Genomic DNA, 16,688 nt, shown 5'->3' with positions numbered 1-16,688 from the left:
AGTCGGATGGTTGCGGCGCCGAGGCGGGCGGGGACGGTCGGTTACGACCGCGCGTTCGTACCGGCCGGAGCCCAGCACCCACCCCGGGCCTGCTTCTGCCATTCCGTAGCCGTTGCGAGCAGCTAAACGATGTGCGATGCCTTGCCTTCCGTTGGCGCCTCAGCGCTCGTGCGCCGAGTGAAGAGCTCAGGCTCAGCGATGCCGGGACAGCTCTGACGACCTGGTTCTCCGTCACAGCCGCTGCCCCGACACGCTGGGCAATCACCCAGGACGCGGGAAACCAGGCTGCCGAGCGAGGAAACCCGCGCCGACGACGTTAGGTGACGTACTTACCTAAGTCAACATGCATCTTGTAGTTGATGACCTCCTCGTGCTCAAATCGAAGAGCCGAGCGAGGAGTGCCATCACATGCCCAACCGACCCGCGGACTATCTACGCGTCGTCAACGCCATCACGGAGCAGATCGACAATGGAGAGCTGACACCGGGCGACAAGCTGCCCACGTACGCCCAGCTGGCCGAGTAGTACAAGGTCAGTGTTTCGACCGCACAGGCTGCACTACGGATCCTTCGCGACCGAGGCCTCGTGGAAGGCCAGCAGGGCAAGGGGACCTTCATCGCTGAGCATCAGAGATAGCTCAAGCTCCCGCCGTGACGATGCCGCTGACAGCCAGTCCGCCGCGGCCTCCTGCCGATCAAGCGACGACACTGCTGCCGCTCAGGGCGTGACGCGACGCTGCACCCGGAGCCTGGACCTGGGACACACGGTTTTGGAAACCGGTGCTCTATCCCCTGAGCTACGAGGGCGCGAGCGCCTATTCTACCTGCCAGCGGATACCCACGAGTGCCCAGGAGTGCCCTGCCGTGCCCACCGGTGTGGGCTGCCGTTGCGCCGACCGGTGGAGCACACCTGGAGCATGTGATCGTCGACCGGCCGGGTTCCGTGCCCGCCAGTGCCCAGGAACAGGCGAAGCTGATCGAGTTCGAGGCTGACGCGTTCGGCGTGGAGCTCGTGCAGCGCACACTCGTCCTGTCCGAGCACGTAGAGCCAGCCGTCGACGACGTCGCTCAACGCACCGCTGGAAACGCCTGGCGTCGAGAAGTTCTCGACGATGCGCCGATAGACCTTCTCCAACTTGTACAGGGGTGTCTCGGTCTCGCAGATCTGAACCTCGGCCGTCGCGAAGTTCCTCTTCTTCGCCCGTTCGGTCAGCCAGCGCGAGAAGAACGTCTTGCCGGATCCGTCGTCGCCGCGGACCGCCTTGAACTGCGCTCCACCCTGCGTGACGGCCTCAAGCTCGTCATCGATCGCGGCCTCGAACCTGCCACGCCCTACAGCCATGATGTCGAGCCCTTGCTGCGGCACGGTGCCGCGGCGCAGGGCGTCGATGATCTCCCTGCGCCGCCGGGGGGCTGATCGCAACGTCCGCCATCACGCCACCTCGAACTGGTCCTTCAGCAGCTTGAGGTCGAGCCGCAGGGTCTCGCCGTCGCTGTCGAAGGAAAGGATCTCGTACCCCTCGACGTTCAAGATGCGCTTGACGACTGCGAGTCCCTGCCCGATGCCGGCATACGGCAGCCCCGCCGCCGAGGCGACCGTCTCTTGGTGCGCTCGCCCGCCGCGGTCGACGAGGGTGCGCAGCACGGTCTCCACGAGCAGCCCTGCCCCCGCGGCTGCACGACCCGCCAGCCTCAGCTGGTCGGCGTAGACAGACGAATCAAGCACTCGCGCCACGAAATCATGCGGTTTCCTCGGTAGCGAGGGGTGCGGCGCTCCTGACTCCATCTCCAACTCGAAGAGCGCGGGGACCTTGTCCACCACGGCCTTCTTGCGCGACTTCTTCGCCGCAGCCGTCTCAGCTGGTTCGACCTTGGCCTCGACGACCGGGTCGTTCCACCACGCCGGCGCCTGTGGCGGCGCCAATTCCCATCCCTCAGGCGCTGACTGTGCCAGCGATCGCTGGTACACCAGCACCGGCACGGTCAGCTCGGCCAGCGACGCACCGCCGTGGTACCCGGCCCGAGCAGCTCCGTATCTCGCGTCGTCGCGCCACAGCATCACGACCTCGCCTGCGTCTACTGCAACGCGCGGCCCCCTGACGAGCACCTCGCCATCCTTGGCAGGACCAGACGATGCTGGCCGCCAGCGTGCGTCACCCCCCGCGGCGGCAGGCAGCATCTCGGTCTCACGCTCGACGACGTGGCCGTGGTCGGAGGTGAGCACGACGGCACGACCCGCAATCGACGCGGCGTTGAGGAGCGCCCGCAGCGGATCGAGCTCGGCCATCGTCCATGGCCGAGTTCTCTCATTCTTGTGTGTCGCGTCGTCGATGGCATTGATGACCACGCCGACGACGGGGACGGCCGGATCGGCGATCGCCACGGCCACGCCGTCCGCCAGCTGCGCCCCTCCACTGGCCCGCAGATCCCCCTTGTGGAACAGCCGCGCGCCGGGGAACGCGGTAGCGAGGCCCGCCTTCTCCGTCGCCGAGTTGCCGACGCGAATCTCGCCGCACAACAGACTCGTGCGTGAAATTCCGGTCATCGACGGCAGCGCAGCCACCGCCGAAAGTCGGCGCTTGGTCGCGGCCGGTACCCACTCGACGAGCCCCGAGCGCCCGACCTCGGTGGCGAGGTCGACGGCGACCGCACCGCTCATGCCGTCGATGACCACCAGCAGCACTCCGCCGTGAGACTTCCACGGGTCGACGACGGCGCGAAGGACGTTCTCGATTCCGAGCGCCCGTCCATCGGCCAGCAGGTCGAGCGAACGCTCTACAGCCGAGTCGCCCAGGTGCGTCGCGGCTGTCTCATCGCGCCTTCGGCGCCGAGCACGCACGCGCTCGATCAGCCGGCCGTACGCGGCGCCTATCTCCGCGTCAGGAGAACCACTCCAGAGCACGCCGAGGGCCGCGTCGACCCAGGTGCCATCGTCGAGCTGCCGCTGGAGGTCTCCTCCGAGGCTGTGCACGTCCCGCTCCGCAGTGGCCAGCCAGCGGGCAAGTCGCACGGCCATCCTCGGTGCGAGGTCATGTCCGTCCAGGGTTGCTTCGCGGTGGTCGAGCACCGCGGCCAGTGCCTCCTCGGCCCCTGCCCCGGCATCGAGTGCCTGCCCGAGGACTCGAAGCCGAGCGGTGAATCCTGGGCGAAGGATCGCCGACCGCTCGGCGCCGGCGGGCCAGCCCAGGTTGTCGCGCAGCAGCGCCTCGGCCTGGTCGAGCACGACGCCGAGCCGTCCCTCGGGGTCGCCCTCTCTCGACAGGCGCAGCACCGCGGACACCGAGGCGTTGGCGATCTCCCGCGCCTGCAGCGGTGTGACGGATCTACCGCCCACGTAGCGCTCGAGCAACCGGGTGCGCGCGGCAACCTGCTCCTCGGTGAGATCGCCGGCGGGGTGAGGCCACAGCACGTCAATGGCCAGCCCGAGCGCGAGGGGCTTGACGAGCCCGCCCGGGGCGGCAGTGGTGCGCAGCGCGAACCCGGCGGCGGGGCCATACTCCTGCTCGGCCCACTTGACCAGGTGATCCTGCAGCTCCGGATCCACCGCAGACCAGGAAGCGCGGGACCCGTTGTTCAGCGCGGTGAGGATGAGAACGCCGTCGAGGTCGCCCGAGTCGATCCCCAGCAGGTGCGCGAGCAGGCCGCCGATGGCGTGCTCGGCGGTCACGGCGAGATCGGTCGACGGCGCCCATCCCCCCGCAGGCTCGTGGTCGAGCAGAGCCGTGGCCGCCCAGTCGAGCCGGCGCAGCTCGCGGCTGACTTCGCGCGCTGCGCCGAACAGTGCCGGAACGCTCCCCCATTCGTCGGGGTCCTCGATCTGCTGGCGGTAGGCTCGGGCAAGCACCGTGTCGCTGAGATCGGTGCGTGGCCGGTCGGTTAGCACCACCAGGTACTCGTCGTCCCGCTGTGCGGCATAGGCATCGAGGATCGCCAGCTGGGAGATGCCCTCGACCACCCGGACGCGCTGACCCTCGACCGTCAGGTCCCCGCCGTGCCAGCGCGGCTGGGCGCGCATCACGAGCACACGTGAGTCGCCGCCCTTGGCGATGAGCTCGGCGGCGCGCGAGCGCACGAGCGCCTCGGAGACGGCGACGGTGCGCGTCACCTCGGGCTGGGCGCTGGTCACTCCCACCTCCAGCTCACCCGCAGCTTCTTGCCCGGAACGGGGTTAGCAAGCTCGTCGCTGATCTGCCGGCCGATCTCCTGGACCTCGACGACGCGTGCGACGAGCTGGCTCTTTTCAGCCAGGCGCTGCCGCTGGCGCTCCTCCTCTTCCAGGCGAATCCGATCGAGCTCGGCGAGCTTGCGGGCGATCTCCGCCTCGCGCTCCTGCTGCTCACGACGCTGGGCCTCCAGCCGCTCTCGCTCGCGCTGGAGCTCCGCCTCGCGAGCCGCACGCTCCTCAGCAGCCTTGCGTTCGGCCTCTTCCCGCTGGCGTGCGGCTTCCGCCTCACGGCGACGCCGCTCTTCCTCCTCCCGTCGGCGACGCTCGATCTCGTCGGGGTCGTCAAGAAGAGCCTCGGTCGCCTCACGCGCGGCAGTCTCAAGGGCTGGCTTGAGCGGAGCGTGCAGCTCCGCCTGCCGAGCGGCCTCCCGCAGCTGCGTCAGCGCGCGGGCCGCGCGATCCCCGCCGAGCGCGGGCAGCCGATCTATCAGCCCCCAGTTCGCGCCGCGCAGCGCGGCCACGACGTCGCCCGCCGTGCTGATGGAACGGGCGATCGCCTGCGACTCGGCGGGGAGGTCGAACTGGGCGAGCGCCTGGATCCTCGCCACTGATCCATCGGCCGCGGCGAGCACGGCGACCAGGTCCCGGCCGCGCGTCACCGTCTGCCATCGTGGCGCGGTCTCGTCTAGCCCGAGAGTCTCGCGGTGCGCGGCCATCTCCGCCGCGGCGTCCGCGGTCGTGTGCAGGGCTGGACGGACCTTGCCCAGGAGCGCATCACTGACGCGCTGCAGCGCGGCGGTCGACAGGTGGTACTCGTCAGCTCCCACGCCGAACAGGGCCTTGGCGCGGGTCAGCGCCACCTGCCACTCCTCCTCGGACGGCAGCACGGGTTCGCGCAAGAGCATGTCCGGGGCCAACGAGCCGATGCCGGGCTCGGGTGTGCGAGCGCCGGCGCGGTACCACTCGCGGTCGGTGATCTTCGCCCACGCCAGCACCAGCAGATCCATGACGTCGGTCGTCATGCCACGCTCGGCCAGCACGCCGCGCAGGGTCCCGACGGTCACGTCGCCGGTGCCTGCAGCGCGGGTGAACTCGTCGAAGAACACGAAGTGCTGGGCGTCCAGCGCGTAGGTCGTCTCGCGCAGGGCCCCGACGCCGTAGGCGGTCACCATGCGGCGTACCCGAGTTCCGGTAGCCCGGTCGACGTCGGCCAGACGACCACCGGCGTCCACGGCCTTGCGCGCCAGGTCCAGCACGGCGTTCAGCTCGGCACGGCGGACTTCCTCGGTGCCGCGCTCGATCTCCGGGTGCTTAGGGTAGCGGGCGGTCAGCGCAGAGCTGAGCACTCCGACCACGGCGTCGCGCAACGTCGCGGCCGAGGGTTGCATCGGTGTGAAGCCGTCGGCGAGGGTGACGAAGTTGGTCCCAGCGACGAAGGTTCCGATGTTCTCCTCGTTCCTGGCGTCCACGCCGTAGGCCTGGCGTAGGAGCGCGGCGAGCTGGCTGCGCAGCGAGTCGCGCTGACTGGTCAGGAGTCGGCGTGCGGGCTCGCGGTCGTTGACCGGCAGGCTGGTGGCGTACTGGTCGAACCGGTCGCCGGTGAGCAGGTACTCGAGCTGGACGAGCTTGCCCACGTCCTCCATGCGCTGCGTGGTGAGGAAGTGGGGCACCCACGCGATCGTGTCGCTGACGACGCCTTCCTGCCGAAGCGTGTAGATGCGCTCGACGTCGTCGGACGGTCCGCGGTCGTCCATGTCGTCGAACGGGAAGTCGACCACGAGCTTCCATCGCCCGTCCGACGCCTTGAGCGCTTCGATGGGAAGCGCGGCCTTGTCCCGCACGTTCCCGAACACGACGTCCACGGAGCGTTTCTGGCCTCGCCAGACGTGGTCGAGTGTGTACTCGCCCGCGTACGAGCCAGTGGCGACGGCGCCGATCTCGGTGATGAGCGTGTCGCGGATGAGCCGGCGGCGGTTCGGGTGGGAGTCCTCCTGTGTGACGTGCGCGAGGATGGAGTCGAAGTCCACGCCCGTCAGCTGCAGGCTGATCACCGGGTCCGCGGTCGAGCCGACGGTGATCTCAGAGAACTTGCCCTGCCACTCGGTGGCCAGGGTTACGACCTGCCCGGACACGTGCCCGCCGAACATGGACACGACGCTGCCGAAGTTGAGCGCGGCGAGCTTGGACGCCGTCAGGTCTTTTAGCGACGTGGCCCCCGGTGCGATCGCCGCGACAAGGAGAGTCTTGGCGAGGCGGTCCTCGCGCCGGAACGGGTGGTTGCGGTCGAGCGTCCGGGCGTCCGCGTCGCTGACGTGGTGCTTGTCCAGCAGGTACGGGCGCATCTTGCCGCGGTAGAACGAGGCGGCCGCCTCGAAGACCTTGACCATGTCGTCGGTCAGCGGCTTGGCATCACCGAGCACGACGACATCGAACAGGTCGCCAACCGGGATGACGTCGCCGACGGTGAGCTCGTCACGCCCGCGGTACAGCAGCTCGCTCATGATCTTCAGCGCGGTGCGCTCGCGCTGCATGATTGCCGACAGCGCGACCATCGCGTCCACGAGCGCCGGGGAGAACGGGTAGACCTTCTCGAAGTCGACGGCGCCCGAACCGGCCCCATCCGTGAGCAGGTGCTTCCAGTCCGTCGGATTGGCACGCACGCGAGCGACCGCGGAGGCCAGGGCCGTCTTGCCTGCCTCCGACGTGGGGGTCAGCAGACGCTTGTTGACGATCTCCGGAAGGTCGGCGGCGGCGAGGGTGATCTTGTCGAACCGGTCCTCCCACCACTGGAACGAATCCTCGAGCGCGACCTGCTCGGCACCGACGTTGCCGCCACCGAGGAACTCCTTCAGCGCGCGCTGCCGAGCAACGAACGAGATCATAGGGATTTCCATCTGCCCCGACCCGGTCTCGACAAGTTTGGCCACCTTGGACGTCTCGTTCTGAATGAACGCCGAGTCACGCAGGTGGTTGGCGAGCCACAGCACCAGCTCGTCGAGGAACAGCACTAGACCGTCGTATTCCAGCCCCTTGGCGTGCTCGGTCATGATCCGAAGCCCCTGGTCGATGGGCAGCCAGGCCGAGGTGGAGGTGTAGGCCGGGAAGTAGGTCTCTACCAACTTGGCCGCCACCGCCTGCCGGTCGCGCTCGCTCGCGGTGCCGTCGGCCGCCGCGTCGAGCTCCGCCGCAGTCAGCCCGCCCCCGCTCAGGGTCCCCAGCACCGGGTCGAAGTCCGCCGCGAACTTCGAGAAGAACAGCTCGTCGCCCATCTGCGTCCGGAGAGCCTGTGCGTTCTGGAACAGCAGGTCGCTCTGGTGGAGCACCGGGGCGGCCGCTTCCGGGTGCTTCGCCTTGACCGTGTTGATGTACCCCGAGAACAGAGCGGCCTCAAAGGATTCGGCCCCGATGAGGTGGTAGTCGACCGCCAGAAACTTCCGCGACAAGACGTCTGCGTGCTCGGCGACGACGGCCTGCAGCCCTTCGAGGGCCCGCGCGTGGGGATTGCCCGTGAGCAGCAGGTGCATCACGGCCATGTAGTGCGACTTACCTGCACCGAACGAGCCATGGATGAACGCACCCTTGGCGTTGCCCCGAGTGAGCGCGGACTTCACCAGGGTCAAGCCGTCGCCGAACGCGCCGGCGATCTTCTCCGTGACGACGTAGTCCCTGAGGGTCTGCTCGGCAGCAGGAACCCCCTCGTGAATCCGCATGACGAAGTCGTCGTCGTGGACGGCCTCGGGTACGTTGATCGCGTCGCGCAGCATCATCGCTAGGGCACCAGCGGTGGGAGTGCTCATCGGTGGGAACTTCCGTTCATCAGGTACGTCGCTTGTCGGTCGCTACGATTGCCACAGCCAAGTGCGATCAGGTGCGCCGACGTCGACCTCGCGCCGCCGCCGGGGGCCGCCACGCGTTCACGTCGTCGCGGGTCATCTGCAGCTGAGCCAGGAACTGGTCGATCTGGCTGGTGACCGCTTGCGCGGCACTGGATCCGAACTCCGGTTCGAGCTCGGTGTGCCACTGGTGCAGCCACGGCTCCAGCTCAACGAGCCCGGCAACCATGGGTACCAGCGCGTCGTTCGACGCACCGAGGGCCTGCTGGTTTATGCTCTCGCGGACCAACGCAATCGCCTGATCGCGGTGGTTCCAGCCGGCCCAGCCGAGGACGGGGCTGAGGTCACCCTCGCGCCCGACCCCCGGATAGAGCACGAACCGTTCCTTGGGCACGTCGAGCTTGCCGCGCGCTTTCCAGTACTCCACCTTTTGAAAGTCGGGAGTCGAGTACTTCGGAGGAACCGGGATCGTCACCTTCTCTCCCGCGTCCTCGCGCCGCTGCAGATCCCAGACCACCTGCCATTCGCGGAACTTCTCCAGGCCTGAGGGCTTGTACCGGTACGCCGCCAGGTAGGGAACAGCTTCGGTCGGCGCCAGAGAGCCGATCACCGCTACGAGATCCGGTTCAGGGTTGCCCGTCAGCTCTCGTGCCAGTTCAAGCACGACCTCGTCGTTGCGCAGCAGGTCCGCCAGCTGGGCCACCGAACGAGTGCTCGGCCCCTGGTAGTCGCGCCAGAGCTCCGCATCCTCGAGACGGTCGAGGATCGCCGCCTCCAGTGCCTCCTGGCGCTGCTTGCCCCACCCAGCAATCGCCCACCGGCGCTTGTACTCCGGGCGCTCGAGCAGTCGAATGCTCCGGTCCGACTCCATGAGCGCTAGCCGCTTCTCCACGAGCGCTCGGTAGTCCTCGGGCCACTCCGCGGGCACCTCCAGCATCGGGACCGAGCCGTGCCTTTCGAACCAGGCGGCGCCATCTTCGCCGCCTTCGATACGTCGCGCCAACGCGATCTCGAAGGCGCGCTGCCCAAGATGGATCGCCTCGAAAGAGGAACCGTCATAGGTCATCGGCTCGTCCACGACGCCATAGAGCGCGTAGGTCTCCCAGTCGAGCTCCTCCTGCTCGAACACGAGCCGCCCACGCAACCCCGACCACTGGTCATGCGCCCGGATCAGGGCCTCCGCGAGCCGGCCATCGACACGGCCTTCACGCCAATCGGCAACCACCGCGCGTGGCGTCACCGAGTCAAGCGCACGCGCCAGTTCGTCCAAGACCGCCCCTCGCACAGGAGGAAGGTGAGCAGGAAGCGGAAACTCCTGGAGCTTCGTGCCAGTGAACTCGTAAAAATCCTCCCACGGGGCCAGCGTCTGTCGAGCGCCGCTGGTGTCAACCGTGCTGCCCTTGTTGTGGCTGACCTGCTTGAGCCAGAAGCACGCCGTTGAGCTGTTGAGCACGCCAAGCAGTTCGAGGTGCTGCTCCTCGGTCGCGCCCTCCGGCAGCTTGATCACTGGCGCGGACTGCTTGAAGACCTTACCGCCGCGGTCGAGCACGAAGTGGTTGTGGGTCGCCACGAACGCGAACGTGATCGCCATTTTCGCCGTGATCGCCCAGCGCGTGAACTGCATGTAGTCCGACCAACGCAATCCTGCGTCTGCCATTACTCCCTGAAATGTGGCTCTCTTCGCGAGCATGGTCCGCCACGGCCACAGTGTTGTATCTAGCACGCCAGTAGATCGAAGCGTTTCTTCTTCGTAGGGGAACAGGATCTGTTCGGTACCGGCGTTCCGCCAATCACGGATTCCGTCGCCTACAACGAACTGGCGGGTGAAGTTTTTCAGTCCCCGCTCCGACGCAAGTAGCCGTGGGCGCATATACACCTCGTCGGCTCCTGCCCGGATCGCCCCGCCGACGGGTCGATCGAGTACTTCGCTCAGCCTGATCGCCGAGCCGGCTTCGACCTGTGCGAAGAGAGTTGCCGCTCCACCACCAGAGAGCGACCATGGGTGCGTCGAAAGCTCAGATCTATCTACGTCCGCGACCGAGACGTAGGTGCCATCGAACCCTGGGTCGTCCACGTGCTCGACGATCTCGACCCACACGTGACCCTTTGCGGGATCGTCCGGCTGACCCGGCTCGCCGCGCACGCCGAGAACTGTACGCACCTGGCCGCTCACGGGACGCCTCCTGCGCCCAACGACGATGACCGTTGGCGTGCCGTGTCCCGGAATGTAGGCACCATCTGTCGAGATGACTTCGAGGAGATCAACCGGGTTGTCCACATGAAAGCCGCCGAAAAGCTCCTCGATAAGCTTCTTGCCGAACTCTCGCTTCATGAACCCGTTTGACGTGATCTGGCCGGTGTAGCCCGCTGCTCTACCCCGTTCGCCCCGAATTGCGAGCCGGAAGAACAACTCCATGAATGGAACGGTCAACTGGTATTGGCGGTGCGCGGTCTTGTAGGCGGCCCTGTACGCGGCATTGAGTACGGGGTCCTTCACTGTGATGTAGGGTGGGTTGCCGACGACCACGTGGTAGCGGCCGGGCTTGAGGATGTCGACGTACTCGCTGAGGTCCTCAGTGCCGTAGGTGTAGGTCTCGTCGTTGTCGAAGAGTCCGACGCCGCCGCCCTGCTCGCCGAGGAGCGAGTCTCCGATCGCCAGGTGAAATCCCCACTCCGGCACACCGACGAGAGACTTCTCCCCTGCGGCCAAAATGCCGGCGACAGTCAGGCGGAAACGGGCGATGGCAACGGCGAAAGGGTTGAGGTCGACGCCGTGGAGAGAATTCATCGCCTTGCGCACCCGCTGCTTAGGATCAAGCCCCGGCGCCTCGGAAGCCCACTGTCGGTTGAGCCGCTCAAACGCTCCGAGCAGGAAGTGACCGGATCCGCAGGTGGGGTCAATCAGCTTGAGCCCATCGAGGCCGAACTCGGCGATTGCGGGCGTCAGGGTGCGATCGAGGATGAACTCCTCGACGAACACCGGCGTCTGCAACAGTGCGTAGGTCTTCCTAGCGTGCTCGGACACGTACTGGTACAGGTCCCCGAGGAAGCGGGTGTCCAGGTCGGGGTCGGTGAAGTCGTGCACCAGCGCGCCGCCGGCGTCGGTGCGCCGCCAGAAGTCGACGAGGCCCTTGGCGGCCTCCGCGCTGATTTCGGCGGTCCAGACCGGGTTGTGCTGCGAGTCGACGAGAGCTGCTCCGGCGGGCTGGGCGGCCAGCACGCGGAAGGACTGCTGGAGCCAGTCGCGGTCATGGTGGCTAGTGTTGACCCGGAAGTACGCGGTCTGGTTTTCGCGTGCGCGGAGGGTGCGGTCACCAGGGCCGGCGATCCAACCCACGGGGACGGGCAAGCCGTCGAGGGTAGCGCCGACGAGGAGGTCGTTGTCCTCGCAGAACCGGACGAACGTCGTCGCCACGATCCACGCGACGGCCGCCTGGTCGACCTCGTTGTCCCGCCAGGCCGTCCACGACAGCCCGGTGCGCTCGCGGCGCAGTGCCTTGGCGTACTGGCGCTGGAGGGTGGCTCCCCAGGTGGTGGTCGGGTCGTCGGCGCGCTCCTTCAGGTCGCCCTGTAGGACCCGCAGCTGGGCCTTCAGGTCGGTGAGGAGGGCGGAAGAGTTGATCATGCACGGTCTCCGGTCGGGCTGGTGCGCTGTGCTGCAGCGTGCTCGTCGTCGGTGAGCAGAGTGAGGTCGCGGGGAAGGTCGATCCAGCCGCTCGGTCCGAGCGGTACCGATCGTCCTTCCAGAAGCGGAGCCCGGGCGTCGCCGGCCTTGGCGACGAGCAGCCAGCGCACGGCGGGCCGCTTGCTGCCAGTGTCGAGCAGCGTCGCAAGCAGGGAGGCCATGCCGTAGCGCACCAGCGGGCCGGCGTTGGTCAGCAGAAGCGGCCGGTCTGAGCTGAGTCGTTCGGCCCAGACGGGTTCGACTGACCTCTGGACGACACCTTCGAGTGCCTTCCATTGCTTGCTGTCACGGTCCAGCGCGTCATAGCCGAGCAGACCGCTCCAGATACCGCCGGCCTTCTCGATCTGCTCTTTGGTCGCGCTGATGACGAGCTCGGCGACGTCGAGCACGTCGATGTCGAACTTCGAGGCCAGCGCCCTGGCGGCAGCGACGTACCGCTTGGGCGCGACGGTGAGGGTGAGCGCCGAATGCCTGTCGAGCGACTCGGTGAGCTTGCGCGTGACCTCAGCGGCAGGTGTGGGCGCGAACTGAGTCGTCGAGACCGTGCCCGTGGTGTACAGCACGGTGCTCTTGGGTGCGTAGATACCGTTCCGGTTGACCAGCTCGGGGTACAGCTCGCGCATGAGCGCGTCGAGCCTGTCGGAGTTGGGCAGCGGCTCGGTCAGGTGCGGGAACCGAGCACTGAGAGTGCGCCGCACCGCCATCTGGCTGATGGAGCGGCCCGGCTTGCCGCGCATCGCGTGCTCGAGCGCCTCCTTGATCGGCAGTGCGCGCAGGTACAGCTCCTGGAACCCTGACACGGCCGCGGTCTGGCTCGCGGCCGCGGCCAGTCGCAGCAGGCGCGCGTCGGTCACCTGCCACTGGCCGGCGCCGTCGAGCTCGTCGGTCACCCCGCGGAGTTCGCTGATCGCCGTACTGGCGGCGACGACGCCACCGGCAACCAGGTCGTCGGCCTTGCTGCCGAGCTCGCCGGCCAGGTCGGTGAGCAAGTCCGCGGGTGGGAAGGAGTCGCCGTCGTCCGAGACCGTCGCGTCCTCGCTCAATGCGAGCAGGTCGACCTTTGCGCCGGCACGGCGCCGGAGCACGAAGTCAGGTTCGGTGTCGCGGGCGTCCAGCTCGACGATCGCCCGCACCAGCGCGGTGCCGTAGGTCGTTCGCTCGGCGCCGTCGAGCGTGGAGCCGCGCACTGTCAGGAGCGCGGCGACCGCCTCGGGCACGGTCATGACGCGCCCGGCGTTTGCGACGATATTGGTCAGCTCGCTGCGCGCGGCGAGGAACGGCTTGTCCTTCGTCCACTCGCCGACGGCGTCGTCGAGCATGCTGGTGACGCGTTCGCGCGTGGTCTGGAAGCTGGCCGCGACCTCGGCGGCCGTGAGCCACGGGGCACCGTCGCCGAAGCCGAGGAGGCCGCGCGCGAGCGGCTTGTCCGCCGCGGGGAGCATCTCCAGCAGGTTGTCGACCACGCGGTCGACGCCGAGCGCTACCTCGAGTCCCGGAGCAGGCTCGGTGGGGCGCAATCCGGTGCGCCACTGGGTTATGCGCCTCTGGATCTCCTTGCGGTAGGTTTCCCCCAGGCCGCGAATGCCGTTGATCTTGACGGGGTGAACGCCGAGGACGTCGCCCACCGTGACCACGCCGTCCAGGCGGCGCAGCGCGGAGAGTGCCTGCGCCGACAGACCGGACTGCTCCAGCGGCGTCTCCAACGTGACCTTGGAGGCGAGCTCGTCGTCCTTCTGCCGTGCGTCGTCGTCCAGGGCAAGGCCTGCGAAGACGTCACTCCAGGCGCGCAGCAAATCTTCGACGTTGCCGAACCGCTCCTTGACCTCCGGCGACAGTGCCTTGCGGAACAGCTCCGTGAGTTGGGCGCCGACGGCGGGATCAAACGACGTCGGCTCGACCACTGGCCGATCGGTCGCGTTGGCGGGTGCGCTTGCGCCGTTGGGCCACCAGGGCAGCACGCCAGTCGCCATCTCGAACAGGGTCGCCGATACTGCCCACAGCTCGGCCGCCCGGTCGTAGCGGGTGCGGCGTCCCTTGCCGAGATACGGGTCGAGGTAGCCGGGCGTGCCGGAGGCGATGTTGTCCAGCGGCTCGCGGGCCAACGAGAGGTCGAACAGGGTCAGGTGGGGCTTGCGGTAGCCAGGGTCCGGGGCGATGCCAAGGTTCGCGGGTTTGATGTCCCGGTGGAAGACGCCCTTGACGTCGATCAGGTAGGCCATGGCCTCCAGCAGGTCGGCGCCCCAGCGCTGCAGCTGCTCCAGGGTCGACTGACCTTCCTTGACCAGACGCGTGGCGAGGGTCTCCTTGCCGGCGTCGGACATGAGCAGCACGCGACGGCCGCCGAGCTCAAGCGTCTCGACAAGCCGGACGACGCGGGGGTGCTCGAGCCCGCCGAGCACATCGGCCTCGACGTCGAGCCTGCGTCCGGCGGCGTCGTTGCGCGCAACCTTGAGGATGAGCTCCTTGTCATCGCCCGCCTGGTCATCCAGCACGGCAAGGGCAACGCCCGACGAACCCTCGCCGCGGCGACCGACGACGAGGAACCGTCCGCCGATCATGTCGCCGGTCTGGGCGTCGAGCGGATCCTCGATCTCCACCGGCGGGGCCTGGTCGTCAGGTCGGCGCACCTCGTCCCACGCCATCCGGACCAGTTCGAGCGCGTCCTCCACAGATGCAGGGCGCGCCGCCTCGTCAACGGAGGTCAGGTTGGCCACGACTTCGGCGAGCGTGTCGGGCAGGGCTGCGGTGACCGCGCGCGGATCGAACCGTCCGGCATGCTGCTGGACTTCCTGGACCTCGGCGATCGTCGTCGCCGGCGCCTTGCCCGTCAGGATCAAGAACGCCAAAGCGCCGAATCCGAAGACGTCCAGGGGAGCCCCGGGCACGTCGGCGACCGACTGGCGCGCCTCGGGCGCGAGCCACACCAGGTCTTCCGCGCCCGCGACGCCGAGCAGGTCCGTCACGCCACGGCTGATGACGGTCCAGCGTGTTGATGCGGCCGTCTCGCGGTCCTTCTGCGCCGAGTACCAGTCGCGTACCTCGAGACGGGGTCCGTCCGGCGAGGGCCGCACCCACACCCGCTGCGGCGAAAGGGCTCGGTGGAAAAGGTGGCGGTTGTGCGCGAACCGGAGGATGTCCCCAAGCTGCTCGACCATCGCAACGCGGTCGTCAACCGTGAGCGCGGCGCCCTCGTCAGCGAGGAACGCGTCGAGCGGCCGCTCGGCGTCCTGGTACTCGAAGACGAGAGCGGGACCGTCGTCGGTCACCAGGAACTGCTGGGGCACCGCGATGCCCTCGTGGCGGATGCCGAAGGTGAGCTGGTATTCGCGCTGGGCAAGCTGCTCGATACGCTTGCGCTCCGACGCGGACGCCTTGGGCGGCACGTCGTACAGGCGCAGCCGCTGCTTGATCTTGGTCAGGTTCGGGTGCGTGACCACCACGTCCTGCCAGTCGACTCCCTCGGCCACCGGGTCGGACTCGGCGACCGCGTAGTCGCCGACCATCCGCGTCTTGGGAGTCGGACGGAAGTCGGCCTTGTCGCACAGGTGCCGCACGAGGCGGGCGCGCTGCGGGTCGATGGCATCCTTCGGGTTGGCCGGCGGCGTCGCCAGAAACTCGCTCAACCGCTGCAGCGGAGGCTTGGAGGTGACGTCGTACGTATCAAGTTTGACGACGCCGGCACGGCCCGAGGCGTCAACCGCAAACGTGGATCCCTGTCCGTGCAAAACGACGAGCGCGTTGACCCACGGGACGCTCCGTTCCATGTGAGGGCTCGACGCGTACGACTTGAGCAGTGACGCGAGACGCTTGCCCTTGCGGTCGGTGATCAGGAACGGGTTCGGGTGCGTCTTGCCAGGCTGGTACCAGCGCTGAGAGTTGCCGGTGATGATGCCATGCCACCCCTTGAGTTCGACGCAGAAGAGACCGACCGGAGTCAGCAGGAGGACGTCGACCTCGGCCGTGCGGTTGTTGGTGTCGATGAAGGTCAGGTTCACCCACGCCGTGGTGCGACCATCGTCAGGCAGAACCTCACGGAAAGCCTCGAGCGCGGCCGCTTCCTCCGGCGTCGCGGGCGGGCCCATCACCTTCCAGTTGGGCGAATCGGCCTTCATCGGTTACTCGTTGCTCCGGGGTGTGCGACATCGATGTTGCTGCAGCCTAGCGTCCTGCACCGACAGCCTCAGGAGGAGTGCGAGCGTCGCGCAGTGGGGTGATCTGAACGGCAGAGCCCACCAGGGTGACACAGGGCGGGCTCGACCGCAAGCTCGAGCCGAGCGAAGGCGGCGAGGTGGACGAATTGAATCGACCCCTCGGTTCGAGCAATCTGCGCTGCTGACCTGGTCCGCTTCCGGCCGCGGCCACCCTGTAGGTCGACCTCACGAAGAGAGCGGCAAGGCGAGGCGCACTGCGTCCCGGCCGGCACCCCTGCCCGCGGCAGGTCACCGAGATGTACGCCCCGCTCGTCGCCGGTCTCGAGCGGGGACCGGGTCTGCGACTTCCGTCGGCGGCGCTGGGCCGGCTAAGCCTGCAGCAGGACGAGGAGACTCCCGACCTGGAACCACTGGGGGCTGTCTTCACGGCGACTGTTGACGGCCGGCACGACCCGCAGGCATGGACCGGCGACGACCGGACCAGGCGGGCAACGTTGCGCATCTTGGCTCGGTCCTGGCAGCTCAACCCCGACGCGGAGACCTGGATTGAGGCCTTCGCCAACGGGGTGGCCTACGGGTCCACGGCTCGCGAGGATCGGTTACTCGCCGAAGAGGAGCGCACCGACGCCTGGCGGGGTGTGGTGCTGCGGCACCATTCCGTCGGTGCGCGGCGGCACCTTTGGGCGGCATTGGTGAACAAGGTCCGAGACGCGGAGAACGCGGCCCGTAGCCACCTGCACGAGTGGATCAGCGATCAACTGCCTAGACGATCTATTCCAAGGGATACGGGGACAGCGCACACAGACGAGGGCGTCCATGATCGACGTTGCTGAGCAACGATGACCATGGAGGCCA

General features: G+C 67.8%; 6 protein-coding genes and 1 pseudogene. 2 read left to right on the top strand and 5 right to left on the bottom strand.

The window, feature by feature from the left end:
* Positions 1 to 408 precede the first annotated feature (408 nt).
* A pseudogene (locus AB0F68_RS27080) lies at positions 409 to 636 on the top strand (winged helix-turn-helix domain-containing protein).
* 183 nt (positions 637 to 819) lie between these two features.
* On the opposite strand, the gene AB0F68_RS27075 reads toward AB0F68_RS27080, so the two are convergent.
* The 5 genes from AB0F68_RS27075 to pglW form a co-directional block, all read right to left on the bottom strand.
* Positions 820 to 1,422, bottom strand: coding sequence for a BREX system ATP-binding domain-containing protein (locus tag AB0F68_RS27075; RefSeq protein ID WP_357343234.1), 603 nt, complete (start codon positions 1,420 to 1,422; stop codon positions 820 to 822).
* Positions 1,423 to 1,431: 9 nt separating this feature from the next.
* A complete protein-coding gene (pglZ, locus tag AB0F68_RS27070) occupies positions 1,432 to 4,125 on the bottom strand; it encodes a BREX-2 system phosphatase PglZ (protein WP_357343232.1) in 2,694 nt (897 codons plus the stop codon).
* Positions 4,122 to 7,931 (bottom strand): hypothetical protein, encoded by a 3,810-nt coding sequence (locus tag AB0F68_RS27065; RefSeq protein ID WP_357343230.1) that lies wholly within the window; start codon positions 7,929 to 7,931, stop codon positions 4,122 to 4,124. The genes pglZ and AB0F68_RS27065 overlap by 4 nt, the downstream gene beginning before the upstream one ends.
* Positions 7,932 to 8,028: 97 nt before the next feature.
* Positions 8,029 to 11,622 (bottom strand): BREX-2 system adenine-specific DNA-methyltransferase PglX, encoded by a 3,594-nt coding sequence (gene pglX, locus AB0F68_RS27060; RefSeq protein WP_357343228.1) that lies wholly within the window; start codon positions 11,620 to 11,622, stop codon positions 8,029 to 8,031.
* The gene (gene pglW, locus AB0F68_RS27055) at positions 11,619 to 15,794 is read right to left on the bottom strand and encodes a BREX system serine/threonine kinase PglW (protein WP_357343226.1); all 4,176 of its coding nucleotides are present in this window, start codon (positions 15,792 to 15,794) and stop codon (positions 11,619 to 11,621) included. Before pglW ends, pglX begins: the two co-directional genes overlap by 4 nt.
* 335 nt (positions 15,795 to 16,129) lie before the next feature.
* Here pglW and AB0F68_RS27050 point away from each other — a divergent pair, with 335 nt between their 5' ends.
* Complete coding sequence (locus AB0F68_RS27050) at positions 16,130 to 16,666, top strand: hypothetical protein (protein ID WP_357343223.1); 537 nt, start codon at positions 16,130 to 16,132, stop codon at positions 16,664 to 16,666.
* The last annotated feature ends 22 nt before the right edge of the window (positions 16,667 to 16,688 follow it).

The sequence above is a fragment of the Micromonospora sp. NPDC023966 genome (assembly GCF_040639095.1).
In the GTDB taxonomy this organism is placed as follows: Bacteria; Actinomycetota; Actinomycetes; order Mycobacteriales; family Micromonosporaceae; genus Micromonospora.
This window is presented reverse-complemented; position numbering and strand designations above follow the sequence as displayed.

Coding starts and splice junctions, on each gene's coding strand:
- AB0F68_RS27065 (WP_357343230.1), bottom strand. CDS start 7,931: ATGATGCTGCGCGACGCGATCAACGTACCCGAGGCCGTCCACGACGAC.
- pglX (WP_357343228.1), bottom strand. CDS start 11,622: ATGATCAACTCTTCCGCCCTCCTCACCGACCTGAAGGCCCAGCTGCGG.
- pglW (WP_357343226.1), bottom strand. CDS start 15,794: ATGAAGGCCGATTCGCCCAACTGGAAGGTGATGGGCCCGCCCGCGACG.
- AB0F68_RS27050 (WP_357343223.1), top strand. CDS start 16,130: ATGTACGCCCCGCTCGTCGCCGGTCTCGAGCGGGGACCGGGTCTGCGA.